The sequence below is a fragment of the Kribbella sp. NPDC104740 genome, from assembly GCF_055583505.1.
Genome location: NZ_JBVJNV010000002.1, coordinates 1,348,282 through 1,363,239, shown reverse-complemented (window position 1 = coordinate 1,363,239; position 14,958 = coordinate 1,348,282). Strand labels below are relative to the sequence as shown.

Annotated in this window: 14 protein-coding genes; 9 read left to right on the top strand and 5 right to left on the bottom strand. The window is 68.6% G+C overall.

Annotation, left to right across the window (positions count from 1 at the left end):
• Positions 1–13 precede the first annotated feature (13 nt).
• Complete coding sequence (locus ACZ6Z4_RS15895; protein WP_465563615.1) at positions 14–808, top strand: methyltransferase domain-containing protein; 795 nt, start codon at positions 14–16, stop codon at positions 806–808.
• A 3-nt stretch (positions 809–811) separates the two neighbouring features.
• On the opposite strand, the gene ACZ6Z4_RS15890 is transcribed toward ACZ6Z4_RS15895, so the two are convergent.
• The 4 genes from ACZ6Z4_RS15890 to ACZ6Z4_RS15875 form a co-directional block, all read right to left on the bottom strand.
• Positions 812–1,870, bottom strand: coding sequence for a hypothetical protein (locus ACZ6Z4_RS15890; protein ID WP_465563611.1), 1,059 nt, complete (start codon positions 1,868–1,870; stop codon positions 812–814).
• A gap of 24 nt (positions 1,871–1,894) precedes the next feature.
• Entirely contained in the window at positions 1,895–2,581 is a 687-nt protein-coding gene (locus ACZ6Z4_RS15885) for a DUF429 domain-containing protein (protein WP_465563608.1), read from the bottom strand.
• 49 nt (positions 2,582–2,630) lie between these two features.
• Positions 2,631–3,482, bottom strand: a complete 852-nt coding sequence (locus ACZ6Z4_RS15880; RefSeq protein ID WP_465563603.1) for an alpha/beta hydrolase family protein — start codon at positions 3,480–3,482, stop codon at positions 2,631–2,633.
• Positions 3,483–3,726: 244 nt separating this feature from the next.
• On the bottom strand, positions 3,727–4,527 hold the full coding sequence (locus tag ACZ6Z4_RS15875; RefSeq protein ID WP_465563599.1) for a hydroxypyruvate isomerase family protein: 801 nt from the start codon (positions 4,525–4,527) through the stop codon (positions 3,727–3,729).
• Between the two features lie 94 nt (positions 4,528–4,621).
• Between ACZ6Z4_RS15875 and ACZ6Z4_RS15870 the strand changes: the two genes are divergently transcribed.
• The 8 genes from ACZ6Z4_RS15870 (at position 4,622) to ACZ6Z4_RS15835 (ending at position 14,347) form a co-directional block, all read left to right on the top strand.
• The gene (locus ACZ6Z4_RS15870) at positions 4,622–6,715 is read left to right on the top strand and encodes a family 10 glycosylhydrolase (RefSeq protein ID WP_465563596.1); all 2,094 of its coding nucleotides are present in this window, start codon (positions 4,622–4,624) and stop codon (positions 6,713–6,715) included.
• Positions 6,715–7,572 carry a 2-hydroxy-3-oxopropionate reductase gene (locus ACZ6Z4_RS15865; protein ID WP_465563590.1) on the top strand — a complete coding sequence of 286 codons (858 nt, stop codon included), beginning with the start codon at positions 6,715–6,717 and terminating at the stop codon, positions 7,570–7,572. Before ACZ6Z4_RS15870 ends, ACZ6Z4_RS15865 begins: the two co-directional genes overlap by 1 nt.
• Before the next feature lie 47 nt (positions 7,573–7,619).
• Positions 7,620–9,518 (top strand): alpha-amylase family protein, encoded by a 1,899-nt coding sequence (locus tag ACZ6Z4_RS15860; RefSeq protein WP_465563585.1) that lies wholly within the window; start codon positions 7,620–7,622, stop codon positions 9,516–9,518.
• A gap of 88 nt (positions 9,519–9,606) precedes the next feature.
• Positions 9,607–10,920 carry an ABC transporter substrate-binding protein gene (locus tag ACZ6Z4_RS15855; protein WP_465563578.1) on the top strand — a complete coding sequence of 438 codons (1,314 nt, stop codon included), beginning with the start codon at positions 9,607–9,609 and terminating at the stop codon, positions 10,918–10,920.
• Positions 10,921–10,922: 2 nt separating this feature from the next.
• Positions 10,923–11,867, top strand: a complete 945-nt coding sequence (locus ACZ6Z4_RS15850) for a carbohydrate ABC transporter permease (RefSeq protein WP_465563787.1) — start codon at positions 10,923–10,925, stop codon at positions 11,865–11,867.
• On the top strand, positions 11,867–12,724 hold the full coding sequence (locus tag ACZ6Z4_RS15845; protein WP_465563572.1) for a carbohydrate ABC transporter permease: 858 nt from the start codon (positions 11,867–11,869) through the stop codon (positions 12,722–12,724). Before ACZ6Z4_RS15850 ends, ACZ6Z4_RS15845 begins: the two co-directional genes overlap by 1 nt.
• Entirely contained in the window at positions 12,721–13,623 is a 903-nt protein-coding gene (locus ACZ6Z4_RS15840) for a D-2-hydroxyacid dehydrogenase (protein WP_465563569.1), read from the top strand. The genes ACZ6Z4_RS15845 and ACZ6Z4_RS15840 overlap by 4 nt, the downstream gene beginning before the upstream one ends.
• 58 nt (positions 13,624–13,681) lie before the next feature.
• Positions 13,682–14,347 carry a GntR family transcriptional regulator gene (locus ACZ6Z4_RS15835; protein WP_465563566.1) on the top strand — a complete coding sequence of 222 codons (666 nt, stop codon included), beginning with the start codon at positions 13,682–13,684 and terminating at the stop codon, positions 14,345–14,347.
• Here the strand turns inward: ACZ6Z4_RS15835 and ACZ6Z4_RS15830 are convergent.
• Positions 14,325–14,900: a dihydrofolate reductase family protein gene (locus tag ACZ6Z4_RS15830; RefSeq protein WP_465563561.1), complete on the bottom strand. Its 576-nt coding sequence runs from the start codon at positions 14,898–14,900 to the stop codon at positions 14,325–14,327. The two genes, ACZ6Z4_RS15835 and ACZ6Z4_RS15830, sit on opposite strands and share 23 nt — an antisense overlap.
• Positions 14,901–14,958 lie beyond the last annotated feature (58 nt).

The window sequence follows — 14,958 nt, the reverse complement described above, 5'->3', positions numbered from 1 at the left end:
AGGGGAGGGGAACATGAGCGGATTCGGGAGCGGGTTCAAGCGGGTCGACGGGGTGCCGGAGGACGCCGTACGGATGGCGTGGATCCTCGACCAGATCGCGCAGCGGTCCGCCGTACGGGAGTTGAAGGCGTTCGCGTTGGAGGAGCTGGCGCCGCGGGCTGGTGAGGACGCGCTCGATGTCGGTTCGGGGACCGGCGAGGACGTCGCGGCGCTCCGCGAGCTGACTGGCCGGGCCGTTGGCGTCGAGCCGAGCGAGGGGCTTCGGGCCGAGTCGGTACGGCGCTTTCCCGGGCTCGAGATCGTCGACGGGGACGCGCTGAAGCTCCCGTTCGACGACGCGTCATTCGACGTGATCCGCTGCGAACGCGTCCTCCAACACCTCGCCGACCCCGCACAGGCCGTCGCGGAGATGACCCGCGTCCTCCGCCCGACCGGCCGCATCGCCCTGATCGACACCGACTGGGGCACCGCGCTGCTGCACCCCGTCGTCCCCGGCGTCTACGAACGCCTCACCCAAGCGCTGCTTGCCGACTCCGCCAACCCGTACGCCGGCCGCACGCTCCGCGCACTGCTCGCTGACAACGCCCTCACCATCACCGCCGAAACCGCCGCAACGTGGATCGAGCCGCAGTCGGGCGCGCGCGAGGGTTTCCTCCCGACGATGATCCAGGCGGGCGCCGCCAACGGGACGATCACACCGGCGGAGGCCGAGGCCCTCACCCGGACGCTCGCCGAAGCCGCGGACCGCAACGGGTTCCACATGTCGCTGACGATGTACGCGGTCACTGCGGTGAAGCCGGCAAGCTGACTCTCAGGTCGCGTCGGCGACGCGGAACGTGACGCCGGCCTGCGGAAACGCCTCGACCAGACGTTTCATCGCCGACTCGGTCTTCGCGCCCCACATCAGCGTGAGGACATAGGTCCGCCTGCCGGCGGTATCGACGAGCGGATGGTCGGTGAAGTAGCGATCCACGTTGATGGACGGTTCGCCGGCCAACAGCAGGCGGCGAACCTCGTCCGGGTCGGTGACGATCGCCGGGATCACCTTCAGCTGTGGCGGCTGGAGCATCGCCTTGATCTCGGCGAGCGGGGCTCCGTGCTCCGCGAGTTGCTCGATCAGCAGCAGCATGGTCCGGCGCTTGTTCTGATCCGGATGTTCCTCCCCGTCGACGACGACGTGGTACCGCGTGAAGTCCCGCCCGTCGACGCGCGGCGCCCGCGCTCGCGCGAGGTCCTTGCGCCGGAGCCGCACCTGGTAGTCGCCGGCCTCAGGCAGCGGGATGAGTTGCTGGATGTCGATCAGCACCCGTCCGTCCAGCTCGTACGGCGTGAGCCGCACGCACCGGATGTCCATCCCCTCGAAGCGGTTCAACCACAGCACGGTGGTGGTGATCTCACGGCCGAAGCCGGCGGACACCAGCACGATCCGGACGTCGGTGGACAGGTCCGGATCGTCGGAGCCGTCGACCTCCAGGAAGTCCATCATTTCGGCGCGGGCGTCGATCTCGTTGCCCGGGCGCTTGTCCGTCCAGTACTTCGTGTACGCCGTCGCGGCTTCGTCGAAGGTCATCGAGGACACCATCGCCGCGTACCGCAGCGCCTGCAGTTCCATGTGACCGCCGCTCGTGGTGCGCTTGAGCTCGATCACCACCAGCCGCCCGTCGCGGTCCAGCGCGAGGATGTCGATCCGCCGGTTCGCATCCTCCCAGCCGCCGAACTCCTCGGCGATCACGAGCAACTCCTCGCCGAGCACCTTCGGTTCGGCGGCGATCAGCCGCTGGAGATCGGCACGCTCGTACAGCTCCAGCGCCGCGAACTCACCTGCGGCGCGTTCGGTCAGACCGTCGGTGGTCAGCTCGTACAGGGCCATCCGCTCTCTCCCTCGTGATGTCCGTCAGGCCCAGATCGCACTCGGCCAGCCGTCCTCGAAGACCTGGGGTGGGTCGGGCAGACACGTGGCCGTACCGAGGTGGACGCGCCGTGCCGACCAGGCCGCCGCACCCGCGTCCAGTACATCGTCGACGCCGACGGCGAGACCACCCAGGCCGAGCTCACCGCTCAGCGCGATGCCGGCGTCGCGGAGCAACTGTCGTCGCTGCTCGACTCCGGCCCACGTGGACTTGCGCACCGTCAACGGAGCACCGGCGAGAACCGCGAAGCTCACCTCGGGGTGTACTTCGACCACGCGTACGGCGGTCCGCCGAACCCAGGTGTCGACCTCGAACAGCTTCGTTCGCAGGCCGTACGCCTGGATCGAGAGGCCTTGCCCGGTCAGCTCCCGGTTGATGGTGACGGCCTCGGCGTGGGTGGACGCGAGCAGGGCAGCACGGACCGGGGTGGTGAAGACCGACGACGCCAAGCGCCCGATCGAGGTCCGCGCGAGCAGGTCGGCGCGCCTCGGGCCGGCGTCCGGAAGCCCGATCGGCATGTCGATCGCGACGACGTCGAGCGAACCGGGCTCGAGCGCGCGATCGACGAGCGCGCCGATCGTCGCGGCGACGTACACCTGCATCTTTTCGTCGCCGAGCGCGACGCCGACCCACCCTGCCTTGCAGGCGTCCACTCCGAGTACCCGTGACATCGCAGCCCCCGTTCGTCGCGTGGGTCGCATTCTGCCGTACGGCGAGCGCTCAGAGGCCGTTCTGTTTCAGGAACGCGACCGTGCGGGCCATCGACGTGGGCCACGCCGGCCCGAAGGTGTGTTCTTCACCCGGGTAGGTGTACATGGTCGCGTTGGCGCCGGCCTTCTTCAGGGCGGCCAACGCCTTGGTGGACCAGGCGATGGGGCACGTCGAGTCGGCGATGCCGTGGTGGATGAGGATCGGGGCTTTGGCCTGGTCGAAGAAGTTGAGGGCAGAGAGGTTGCGCCAGAAGGTCGGGTCGCTGGTCGGGGAGCCGTGGGCTCGGGTGATGGCGTTGGCGATTTGGGGGTTGGGGCGGGTCCAGCGGTTGAAGTTGTCGGTGGCGTCGGCGCTGACGGGGGCGAAGACGACGGCGGCTTTGACCAGGTCGGGTTGGGCGACCAGGACGTTGTAGGTGATGCCGCCGCCCATCGAGCGGCCGAGCATGCCGATGCGGGTGGGGTCTACGTGTTGCGAGGTGCGGAGCGCCAGGACGGCGTTGATGGCGTCCTCGGTGTAGCCGAGGCGGACGTTGACCTCCGACGACGGGTCCTTCGACGACTGGGCGTGGTTGCGGTAGTCGGTGTGCAGGACGACGTACCCGCGGCGCGCGAGGTAGTCCTGTTCGCGCATCAGGCCGCGGCCGTTGGTGTAGATGTCGAGGTCGATGTGGCCGTGGTTGAGGACCAGGGCGGGGTGCGGGCCGGGCGTCGACGGGATGTTGAGGATGCCGGAGATCGTCAGGGAACCGCTGGGGTAGGTGACGAAGTACCTGGTGTACGCCGGGTTGCGGGCCAGGACGCGGCCGATGCGCAGCGGGCCGCCGGTGAACTTCTTCGCCGCCAACGCCTGCAGTGACACCGGGTCAGGGGCCGGCGCTGCAGGGGTGGAGGGTGGCGGCGAAGAAGGGCGAACGGATGGTGCAACGGGGGTGGAGCTGACCGCCGTACTCGGAGTGGACGCAGGGGGTGCTGCGTCGTCCGTGGTGGTACAGGCGACCGCAGCCGTCATCCCGAGCGTGGCGAGCCCCGCCCACGTCATCCGCCGGTTCATCTCCTCAGTCTGCGGCGCGGGGGAGAAAACCGGGCGAAAATCCCCGCAACGATCAGAGCCAGCCGAGGCTGGAGGCGGTGTCGACGGTCGGCTTGTACTCCGCCGCGACGACGCCCTGGTAGCCGGCCAGCCGCAGGGCGTCCAGTACGCCGGCGAAGTCCACCGAGCCGGAGCCGGGTTCGCCGCGGCCGGGGGAGTCGGCGAGCTGGACGTGCGCCAGGTCGGCGCCGACAGCGGAAGCACACGCGACCAGGTCGACGCCGTTGCTGGCGAGGTGGAACGTGTCGAACAGCAGCGACAGGTTCGGCACGTCCTTCAGCGGCCCGTCCAGCAACCCCAGTACGTCGGTTGCCGTGAGCAACGGATAGTCGCCGTTCAGTCCGGCGGTCAGCGGTTCGATCAGCACCGCCCCGCCAACCCCGGCGACAGCAGCAGCCGCCGACCGGATGGCCTCGACCGCGCACGCCTCCTGCTCGGCGGCGGTCCACCGCGCGTCGAGCTGCCCGTACAGGAGGTTGAACAGCCGGCACCCGGTCAGCTCCGCGATCTCCACCATCAGCGAGATGTTCGCCGCGAGCTCCTCCTGGCGGTCCGGGTGCGACGCGACGCCGCGTTCGCCGCCGGGGATGTCGCCGCCGTAGAAGTTCAGCGCGCTCAACGAGACGCCGGCCGACTTCAGCGCGGTGACCAACAGGTCGACTTCGGCCGGTGACGCGGTCGGTCCGGCGAAGGGCCACCACGACTCGACCACCTTGAACCCCAGGCGCGACGCCGCGGCGAAGCGGTCCAGGTAGGGCAGTTCGGTGAACAGCATCGACACGTTGGCGCTGACCTCGAAGCCGCGGAAATCCATAGCGAAAAGGCTAGCACCAACTCTTGCCACTCATGCGATCTTGTCTAACAATCTCCAGCAAGCCGATTCAAGGCCGATCCCCAGGAGGAGCCGTATGCGCACCGATCCCGACCAAGCGCCCCTGAGCGCCGACCGGACTCCGGACTGGCCGGAGCGGGCCACCCGCTGGGCGCAGATCACGCTGGCCGAGGACGACCCGCTGCACTTCGACGCCGACTTCTGGCTCGGCCTGATGCGCGACAGCCGGTCCAACGCGACCTGCATCAGCGCCGGCGGCTACGTCGCCTACTACCCGACGCAGATCGAGTACCACTACCGCAGCAAGTTCCTCGGCGACGCCGATCCGTTCGGCGCGCTCGTCGACGGCGCGCGCGAGCTCGGGATGAGCGTGATGGCCCGGGTCGACCCGCACGCGATCCACGCCGACGCGGCCGCGGCGCACCCCGACTGGCTGGCCCGCGACCTCGACGGCAACGCGCTGGAGCACTGGGCGCACCCGAACATCTGGCTGACCTGCGCGTTCACCGGGTACCACCGCGAGTTCATCACCGAGGTGGCGCGCGAGATCGTCCGCGAGTACGACGTCGACGCGATCTTCGCGAACCGCTGGGAAGGGTACGGCGGCATCTCGTACAGCGAGGGCGCACGCCGCTCGTTCCGCGACGAGACCGGTCTCGACCTGCCCGAGGCCGAGCACCAGGAGAACTGGCACGAGTACGTCGGTTGGCGCCGTCGGCAACTGAGCCGGCTGGTCTCGATCTGGGACGAAGCGGTCCGCGACGTGCGCCCGCACACCCGGTTCATCCCCAACCTCGGCGCCCTGGCCGCCCGCGACCTCGATCGCGCGCTGGTCGAGAAGCACTACCCGATCTTCTTCATCGACAAGCAGGGCCGCTCCGGGACCGAGGCGCCGTGGGCCGCGGGCCGCAACGGCAAGCGCAACCGCGGCGTCTTCCCCGACCGGCCGGTCCGGCTGATCACGTCGGTCGGTCCCGAGCACCACCAGTACCGCTGGAAGGACTCGGTCGCGCCGGCCGAGGAGACCAAGACCTGGATCGTCGACGGGTTCGCGCAGGGCGCGCTGCCGTGGTTCACGAAGTTCAACGCGAGCGTCCCGGACCACCGCTGGGTCCCGCCGGTCGTCGAGGCGTTCACCCTGCACGCGCAGGTCGAGCCGGTGCTGAAGGACCTGAAGATCACCGCCGAGGTCGCGATGCTCGACCCGACCCGGGCCGGCCAGCTCCGGACGCCCGACGGGATCGGCCACGAGGACGGCTTCTACCAGGCGCTGGTCGAGGCGCGCGTCCCGTTCGAGTTCATCTCCGACCAGGAGCTCAAGCCCGAGCGTCTCGACAGCTTCAAGGTGATCGTGCTCGCGAACGCCGAGCAGCTCGGCGACGAGCAGCTCGCGGCGCTGCGGCAGTACGTCGAACGCGGCGGTTCGCTCGTCGCGGCGTACCAGACCTCCCTGTACGACGAGCTCGGCCGCCCGCGCGACGACTTCGGGCTGGGCGACGTTCTGGGGGTGCACCTCGAGGAGCCCGCGCGGAAGGTGAAGAACAACTACATCGCGCTCATTGGCGAGCACCGGCTGAACCGCGGGTACGACGGGACGACGAGGATCATCGGCGGCTCGCACATCCTCGGCGTCGAGGCGACGGACGACGCTCAAGTGCCGTTCCGCTTCATCCCCGATTTCCCAGACCTGCCGATGGAGGAGGTCTACCCGCGCGAGGCTCCGGACCGGCCCGGGGTGGTCTGCCGCGAGCACGCGAGCGGCGGGCGGACCGTGTACTTCCCGTTCAACCTCGGCGCGATCTTCTGGGAGGCGCTGCAGAGCGACCACGGGCAGCTGGTCGCGAACGCGGTGGCATGGGCCCTGGGCAAGGATCCCGAGGTCACCGTGGAGGGCGCCGGTCTGGTCGACGTCGCAGTTCACCGCGGGCCCGAAGAGGTGGCCGTTGCCTTGGTCAACCTCACGAACCCGATGGCGATGCGCGGCGCGATCCGGGAGACGTTGCCCTTACCCCCGCAAACCGTGTCAGTGATTGTTCCCGGCAATGAAGTCCGGGCGCGGTTGCTGGTCGCCGACGTCGAGGTCGAGGCAACGGTCGAGAACGGCCGGGCGGTGGTGACGATCCCGACCGCCGGGCTGCTGGAGATCGTGCACCTGGTCTGGAGGTCGTGATGCGGATCGGGTTCGTCGGGCTCGGAGTGATGGGTACGCCGATGGCGGGGCAGCTCGCCGCGGCCGGGCACGAGCTGTTCCTCTACCGGGGGCGCGACGGCCTGCCGGGCACGCACTGCGGGTCGGCGGCGGAGGCGGCGGCCGAGGCCGAGGTGGTGATCCTGATGCTGCCGGACACCGCGGACGTCGAGCGGGCGCTGTTCGGGGAGCAGGGGGTTGCCGAGGGCATCAAGCCGGGGACGCTGGTGATCGACATGAGCTCGATCTCGCCGACGGCGACGAAGTCCTTCGCGCAGCGGCTCGAGGGGTGCGACTACCTGGACGCGCCGGTGTCGGGCGGCGAGGTGGGCGCGCAGCAGGCGACGCTGACGATCATGGTCGGTGGGGAGCCGGCAGCGTTCGAGCGGGCGAAGCCGTTGTTCGAGACGCTCGGGAAGAACATCACGCTGATCGGCCCGACGGGCGCTGGGCAGACGGCGAAGGTCGCGAACCAGATCGTCGTCGGGCTGACGATCGAGGCGGTCGCCGAGGCGTTGTTGTTCGCGGAGAAGGCGGGAGCTGATCCGGGCGTCGTACGGGAGGCGCTGATGGGTGGGTTCGCGCAGTCGCGGGTGCTGGAGCTGCACGGTCAGCGGATGGTCGACGGGAGCTTCGATCCGGGGTTCCGGATCAGGTTGCACCGTAAGGATCTCAAGCTCGCGATCGAGGCGGCGGCGGAGCTGGACATCGCGTTGCCGAACACTGCCGCCACGCAGCAGTTGATGAACGCCGCGATCGCTGACGGCGACGGGGACCTGGATCACTCGGCGCTCTACAAGACGCTCAGGCGCGAGCAGACGGGCGGGCCGCAGTCGTGACGAAGCAGCAGCCCCACCCGCGGCCCTGGTGGCAGGACCCCTTCCGCATGTTCCAGACCAACCTCCGCGAGATCGACGCCGGCCTCGACGTCGACGAGGTGCTCGACTACCTCGTCGACTTCGGCGCCGACACCTGGCTGCTGAGCGTCGGCGGCATCCTGTCCAACTACCCGACCGATCTCGACTTCCAGACCCGCAACCCCTACCTGTCCGAACGCGCCTCCGGCGACCTCGTCGGCGACGCCGTCAAGGCAGCGGGCCGGCGCGGCATCCGCGTGATGGGCCGGATGGACTTCTCCAAGATCGACCACCGCCGGGCCGAGCAGCACCCGGACTGGTGCTTCGTCGACGCGGCCGGCGATCCGCAGGTCTACAACGGGCTGACCAGCGTCTGCCCGAGCGGCGACTACTACCAGGTGAAGCTGTTCGACGTACTGGACGAGGTCCTCGACCGCTATCCCGTCGACGGGTTCTTCTGCAACTGGATGTCGTTCAACGAGGTTGACTACAGCCGCGTCTACCGCGGTGTCTGCCACTGCCTGGCCTGCATGAGCCGGTACGCCGAGTACGCGCCAGGCGAGAGTTTGCCCGAGGACAAGGAGTCTCCGGGGTACGAGACCTGGCAGCAGTTCTCCCGCGAGATCCTCGCCGATCTGACCGGCCGGATCCGCGACCACCTCGCCCGCCGCCGCCCCGAGGCGCCGCTGGTGCTGGGCGACCGCGCCGACATCGTGTTCCATGAGGCGAACAACGCCGTCGGCCGGCCGCTGTGGCACCACCGGACCAGCGAGGCGGTCAGCTCCGCGAAGAGTTTCCGCCCGACCGTGCCGGTGCTGACCAACTCGGTCGGTTTCGTCGACATGCCGTACCGGATGGCCGGTGAGGAACCGCACCACTTCGCGCAGTACCTGGTGCAGGCGATCGCGCGCGGCGCCAACCCGTCGACGTACATCATGGGAACGCCGAAGGACAACCCGTACGAGTGCCTGAAGATCGCGGGGGAGCTGACCCGGTTCCATCGCGATCACCACGACGTCTACCGCCAGTTGGTCCCCGCGGCCGGGACGCTGCTGGTCCGGCCGGACCAGTTCAAGCCCGGCGCGATCCGCGAGTTCCAGGGCCTGTACCTCGCGCTGCTGCAGCGGCACGTCCCGTTCGACGTACTGCCGGAGGAGCGGCTCGGCGACATCGACCTGAGCCGGTACGACGTGGTGGTGCTGCCCGATCTCGGGCCGCTCGGGCGCGGGATCGCGCCCGCGCTCGACCGCTACTGCCGCGCGGGCGGCGCGATCGTTGCTACCGGCAACAGCGGCGTGGTCGCCGAGGAGATCCAGCTCGAATGTCTCCCGGCCGAACGGCGGCTGGCCAGCCACGACACCGAGGAGGCCGTCCGGTCGCTGCACCTGCGGACCGAGTACGGCGTCGTGCCGGTGGTCGGGGCGTTCGACCTGGTCGAGCCGTCGCCGGACGCCGAGATCGGGCAGAGAGCGCTCTCCCGTGCTCCCTACGGGCCGCCGGAGAAGTGCTACGGGCATCTCGAGCTGGAGCACGCGGGACGGTTGCGGGCGTCGTACGGGCGGGGGCGGGCGGTGATGCTGCCGTGGACGGTCGGGCGGGCGTATCGCGAGGTCGGGCTGAGTGCGCATCGCGAGCTGGTCGTCGACGAGGTGCTGTGGGCGGGTGGGCAGCAGATCGGGACCGGGCTGCCCGAGCAGGTGGAGATCGTGGTCGGGCGGTCGGTCGCCGGACACGTGATTCATTTGCTGAACAGGTCGGGCGATGCGGATCAGCGGTTCGCCGAGCCGCTGCCGATCGCGCCGACCTGGTTGAAGTTGCCACACGAAGCCGCCGAGGTTCGCGCGCTGCGCGCCGGCGTACAGCTGCCGGTCGTTGACGGCCACGTCGAGCTCCCGCCGATCGGGCTCTTCGAGACGCTTGTCTTTTGACAAATTGTCAAACAACTATGCATGACCTCTTGACCGTCATGTGCCAGAACCAAACAATGAACCCACCCTGAGGAAACAGGAGACCGTGATGACCGGACTGGATCGGCGAGGGTTCCTGAAGCTCGCCCTGGGTACGACGGCGGCGAGCCTGTCCGTGGCGGCGGTGGCCGGCTGCGGCGGGAGTGGTGGGGGCGGCGAAGCCGGCGGCAAGACCACGCTGCGCTACGCCTGGTGGGGCAACAACATCCGGCAGCAGAACTACACCAAGGCGCTGCAGCAGTTCAGTGCCGCGAACGCCGACATCGGGATCGAGCCCGAGTTCGCCGAGTACACCGCGTTCCAGGAGCGGATGACCACGCAGATCGCCGCTCGCGACGTCCCGGACATCTTCTGGATCGCGTCGCCGCAGGTGATGACATACGCGAAGAGCAAGCTGTACCGCAAGCTCGACGACGTCCCGACGCTGAACTGGGGCGACTACAGCAAGGAGGACCTGGAGACCTTCAAGCTGGGCGGCGAGCTGAACACGGTCCCGTTCGCGATCTTCGTCCCGGTGATCCGCTACAACGAGACCGTCGCCAAGGCCGACCAGGTCACGCTGCCCGCGGACGGCGCGGGCTGGAACTGGAACGCGCTCTCTGAGTTGCTGATCTCGTACACCAAGAACAACCCCGGCAAGCGCAAGGGAACGCCGTACGCGCCGGACCACGACCTCACCTTCGAGGCCTGGCTGCGGCAGCACGGCGAGCAGTTGTGGACCGAGGACGGGCAGGTCGGCTTCACCGCCAACGGCCTCGGCAGCTGGCTGGAATGGTGGGAGAAGCTGCGCAAGGCCGGAGCCGCGCTGTCGCTCAGCGAGCAGGAGGGCATGGGCCCGGACTGGGCGCAGGTCGGCAAGAAGGTCCTGGTGAACTTCGGCAACTCCAACCACATCATCGACGACGCCAAGATGTTCCCGACCGAGAAGTTCCGGCTGCGCACGATGCCGGCCGACGCGGACGCCGTTGCCGGGCACAAGTACCTGTACTTCCCGCGGATGGCGATCTACCAGCGCATCGACGACGACAAGCTCGAAGCGGCCGGCAAGGTGCTCGACTACAACGTCAACAACCCGGAGATGCTGAAGACGGTCCGGCTGACGATGGGTGCGCCGACCAATCCGAAGGTCGCCGAGGCCGCCGGTGCGTTCGCGAGCCCGGACGAGAAGGAGATGCTCGCCGTCGTCGCGACCGACCGCACCGCGCAGCGCAAACCGCGGTACGAGGCGCCGCCCGGGTCGAGCACCTGGCGGACCACGATGGCCCGGATCTGCGAGGAGATCGCGCTCGGCAAGCGCAGTGTGTCCGACGGTTCGGCGAAGATGATCGAGGAGATCGCGGCCGGCATCAAGCGGGCCCAATGACGCTGCTGACCGACCGTGAGCGGGCGGTCGAGGAACCACCGAAGCCGAAGGGCAAGCGGCCCGTCTTCCACCTCAACCGGCAGGGCCGGGCCGCGCACGTCTTCCTGATCCCGTGGCAGCTCGGTTTCCTGCTGATCACCGCGGTGCCGCTGTTCGCGTCGCTCTACCTGGCCTTCACCGACTACGACATCCTGAACCCGCCGGAGTGGTCCGGGCTGGAGAACTTCCGCCGGATGGTGCACGACGACCAGTTCTGGGCGTCGGTGAAGGTCACGCTGGTGTACGTCGTGGTGTCGGTCCCGCTGCAGCTCGGGTTCGCGTTGCTGCTGGCCCTGATCCTGGACCGCGGGCTGAGCGGACTGGCCTTCTACCGCAGCGCGTTCTACCTGCCGTCGCTGCTCGGGACCAGCGTCGCGATCGCGATCCTGTGGCGGGAGATCTTCGGCGACGCCGGCCTGATCAACAAGGGCCTGGCGGTGATCGGGATCGACGGCGAGAGCTGGCTGCAGAATCCCAGCACCGCACTCGCGACACTGATCGTCCTGAACGTGTGGACGTTCGGCTCGCCGATGGTGATCTTCCTGGCCGGACTGCGGCAGATCCCCGACGAGCTCTACGAGGCGGCGAAGGTCGACGGCGCCGGCGTCGTACGGACGTTCACGCACGTCACCGTGCCGCTGCTGACCCCGATCATCTTCTTCAACCTGATCCTGCAGACGATCGGCGCGTTCCAGACCTTCACCCAGGCCCACATCATCAGCGGCGGCACCGGCGGCCCGGCGAACTCGACGCTGTTCTACACGCTGTACGTGTACCAGCAGGGATTCGTTGCCTTCGACATGGGCTACGCCTCCGCGCTGGCCTGGGTGTTGATGGCTGTGATCGGTGTGGTCACCGCGCTGCACTTCGTCGCGTCCAAGTACTGGGTCTTCTACGGAGACAACTGATGACTCTGACCACGGCGCCGCCCTTACGTGAGCAGCGGATCAAGTCAGCGCTCAAGCACACCGGCCTGCTGATCTTCGTCGCCTTCATGATCTACCCGCTGGTCTGGATGGTGGTCAGCGCGTTCAAACCCGCCGACCAGATCCTCACCGACCCCGGGCTGATCCCGAAGGACCTGACCCTGGACAACTTCAAGGACGGCTGGCACGCGCTGAACCGGCCGTTCTCCGTGTTCTTCCTGAACTCCCTGCTGGTCACCGTCGGCTCGATCGTCGGCAACCTGTTCAGCTGCTCGCTGACGGCGTACGCGCTGGCCCGGCTGCAGTTCCGGATGCGCAAGGTGTACTTCGCGATCACGCTGGCCTCGGTGATGCTGCCGTTCCACGTGCTGGTGATCCCGCAGTACATCTTCTTCTCCCAGCTCGATCTGGTGAACACCTACTGGCCGCTGCTGATCCCGAAGTTCCTGGCCACCGACGCGTTCTTCGTGTTCCTGATGGTGCAGTTCATCCGGACGCTGCCGCGCGAGCTCGATCGGGCCGCCTGGATCGACGGCGCCGGACCGTTCCTGACCTTCTGGTACGTCGTGCTGCCGCTGATGCGGCCGGCCCTGGTGACCACGACGATCTTCACCTTCATCTGGACCTGGAACGACTTCTTCGTCCCCCTGATCTACTTGACCCGGACGCAGGTGTTCACGGTGCCGGTGGCGCTGAACTCGATGGTCGACTCGGAGACGCAGAGCGGGGTGGGCATGCTGTTCGCGATGTCGCTGCTGTCGTTGCTGCCGATCCTGGTCTTCTTCGCCTTCGCCCAGAAGTACCTGATCCGGGGTATCGCGACGACGGGACTCAAATGATTGTTGTCATTGGCAAGCACCGGCCGGACCTGGTGGAGATCGCCGGCGACCGGCTGCTGTTCACCGAGGGCTGGGACGGCGTGCCGCTGGAGCCGGTCGAGGCGGTGATCGGGCGGGTGCCGGGCGAGCTGCTGGCGCGGATGCCGAAGCTGCGCTGGGTGCACAGCCCGGCCGCGGGCGTCGACGCGGATCTCTCGCCGGAGATGCTCGCGTCCGACGTCGTGCTGACGTCTTCGGTCGGCAACGGCGCGATCCCGCTCGCGGAGCACTCCATGCTGCTCATGCTGATGCTGAACCGGGAGGTGCCGCGCTGGCTGAAGGCGCAGGCCGAGCACCGCTGGGAGCGCTTCACGCACGGCGAGCTGGCCGGGCTGACACTCGGGATCTACGGGCTCGGGCATTCCGGACTGGACCTGGCGCGCAAGGCCGAGGCCTTTCACATGCGAGTGATCGGCGTACGGCGACGCGTCGGTGAGCCTTCGCCGTACGTCGAGCAGGTGTCGTTCGAGCAACTGCTCGACGAGTCGGACTTCGTCGTGGTGACCGCGCCGCGGACCTCCGAGACGGCCGGCCGGTTCGGGGCCGCGGAGTTCGCGAGGATGAAGACGTCGGCGTACTTCGTCTGCATCTCCCGCGGCGGGATCGCGGACGACGACGCGCTGCTCGACGCGCTCCGGACCGGGCAGATCGCCGGCGCCGGGCTGGACGCGCACGGGATCGAGCCGCTGCCGCCGGAGAGCGCGTTCTGGGATCTCCCGAACGTGATCGTCACACCGCACAACGGCGCGACCAGCACCGGGACGGCCCGGCGTGGCGAGCAGATCGTGCGCGAGAACCTGGGACGCTTCCTGTCACAGCAGGAACTCATGAACGTGGTCGACAAGTCCGCCGGGTACTGAGCAGGGGGTTGGATGGCCCGTACACTTGCCTGACCAATCGAGGGGAAGGGGGTGCCCGGTGGGTACCGAATCGAGTCTGGAGCTCGGGCCGTCCTCGCTGACCGAGGCGCTCTACGAGTCGGTGCGCAAGCGCATCGTGAACGGCGACATCCCGCAGGGGGAGAAGCTCACCGAGGTGCGGCTGGCCGGCGAGTACAACGTCGCCCGGCCGACCGCGAAGGCCGTGCTCGAACGGCTCACCGCGCTCGGGCTGCTACGGCGTACGGCGCACAAGACCGCCGTCGTGCCGACCCTGGACGAGGAGGAGATCCGCGATCTCTTCTTCAGCCGGACGACGATCGAGAAGGCCGCGGTCTCGACGCTGGCGGCCGGGGGCGAGGTCCCGCCGGCCGCGGCGAAGGCGCAGGTCGCGATCGAGTACGCCGCCCGCGACCAGCTGTTCGAGAACCAGGTCGAGGCCGACATCGCCTTCCACAGCGCGCTGGTGGCCGGCGTCGGCAGCCGGCGGCTGTCCCGGATGCACGAGCTGATCATCGGCGAGGTGCACCTGACGATGGGCCAGTACCAGGCGCACCGGACCGCGAAGCCGTCGACCGTCGCCGCCGAGCACGCGGCGATCCTGCAGGCGATCGAGTCCGGGGATCCGGTGGCCGCGGCCGAGCACATGGCGTACCACCTGGAGCAGGCGCAGGGACGGCTGCTCAGCTCGCTGCAGAAGGACTGACCTCGTGATGCAGTAGGACCGTGCGGCCGTCGAGGACGCGGGACTCCTTCAGCGGCAGCTCGATCCGGGCGGCGCCAGGCTGGTGCACCGGTTTGCCGCCGCCGAGCACGACCGGGTGCACGATCACGTGGTACTCGTCGAGCAGCCCGAGCTCGGCCAGCGAGTGCGCGACGCTCGCGCTCCCGGTGATCAGGATGTCGCCGCCGGGCTGCTCCTTGATCGCGCGGAGGTCTTCGGTACGGCGTACGACGGAAGTGTTCCAGCTTTGGTCGTCCTCGAGCGTCGTCGAGAGCACCAGCTTTGGCGTCCTCAGCCACACCGGCGCGAACTCCTGCACGTGCTGCTCGTCGGGCTGCAGGTCGAGCGCGTGCGGCCAGTACGACGACATCATCGTCCACACCGTGCGCCCGTACAGGAACAGATCCGACCGCGCGGCCAGCCCCATCGAGTAGGCGCCGAGCTCCGGCCCGAGCTGCGCCCAGTCGAACTCGCCGTTCGGGCCCTCGATGAACCCGTCCAGCGACTGGTGCACGTAGTACATGGTCTTGCGCATCGTCCTGCTCCTTCGGCTTGGTTGCCTCCTGGTCGGAGCCGGTCGCGCTGCTTTGACA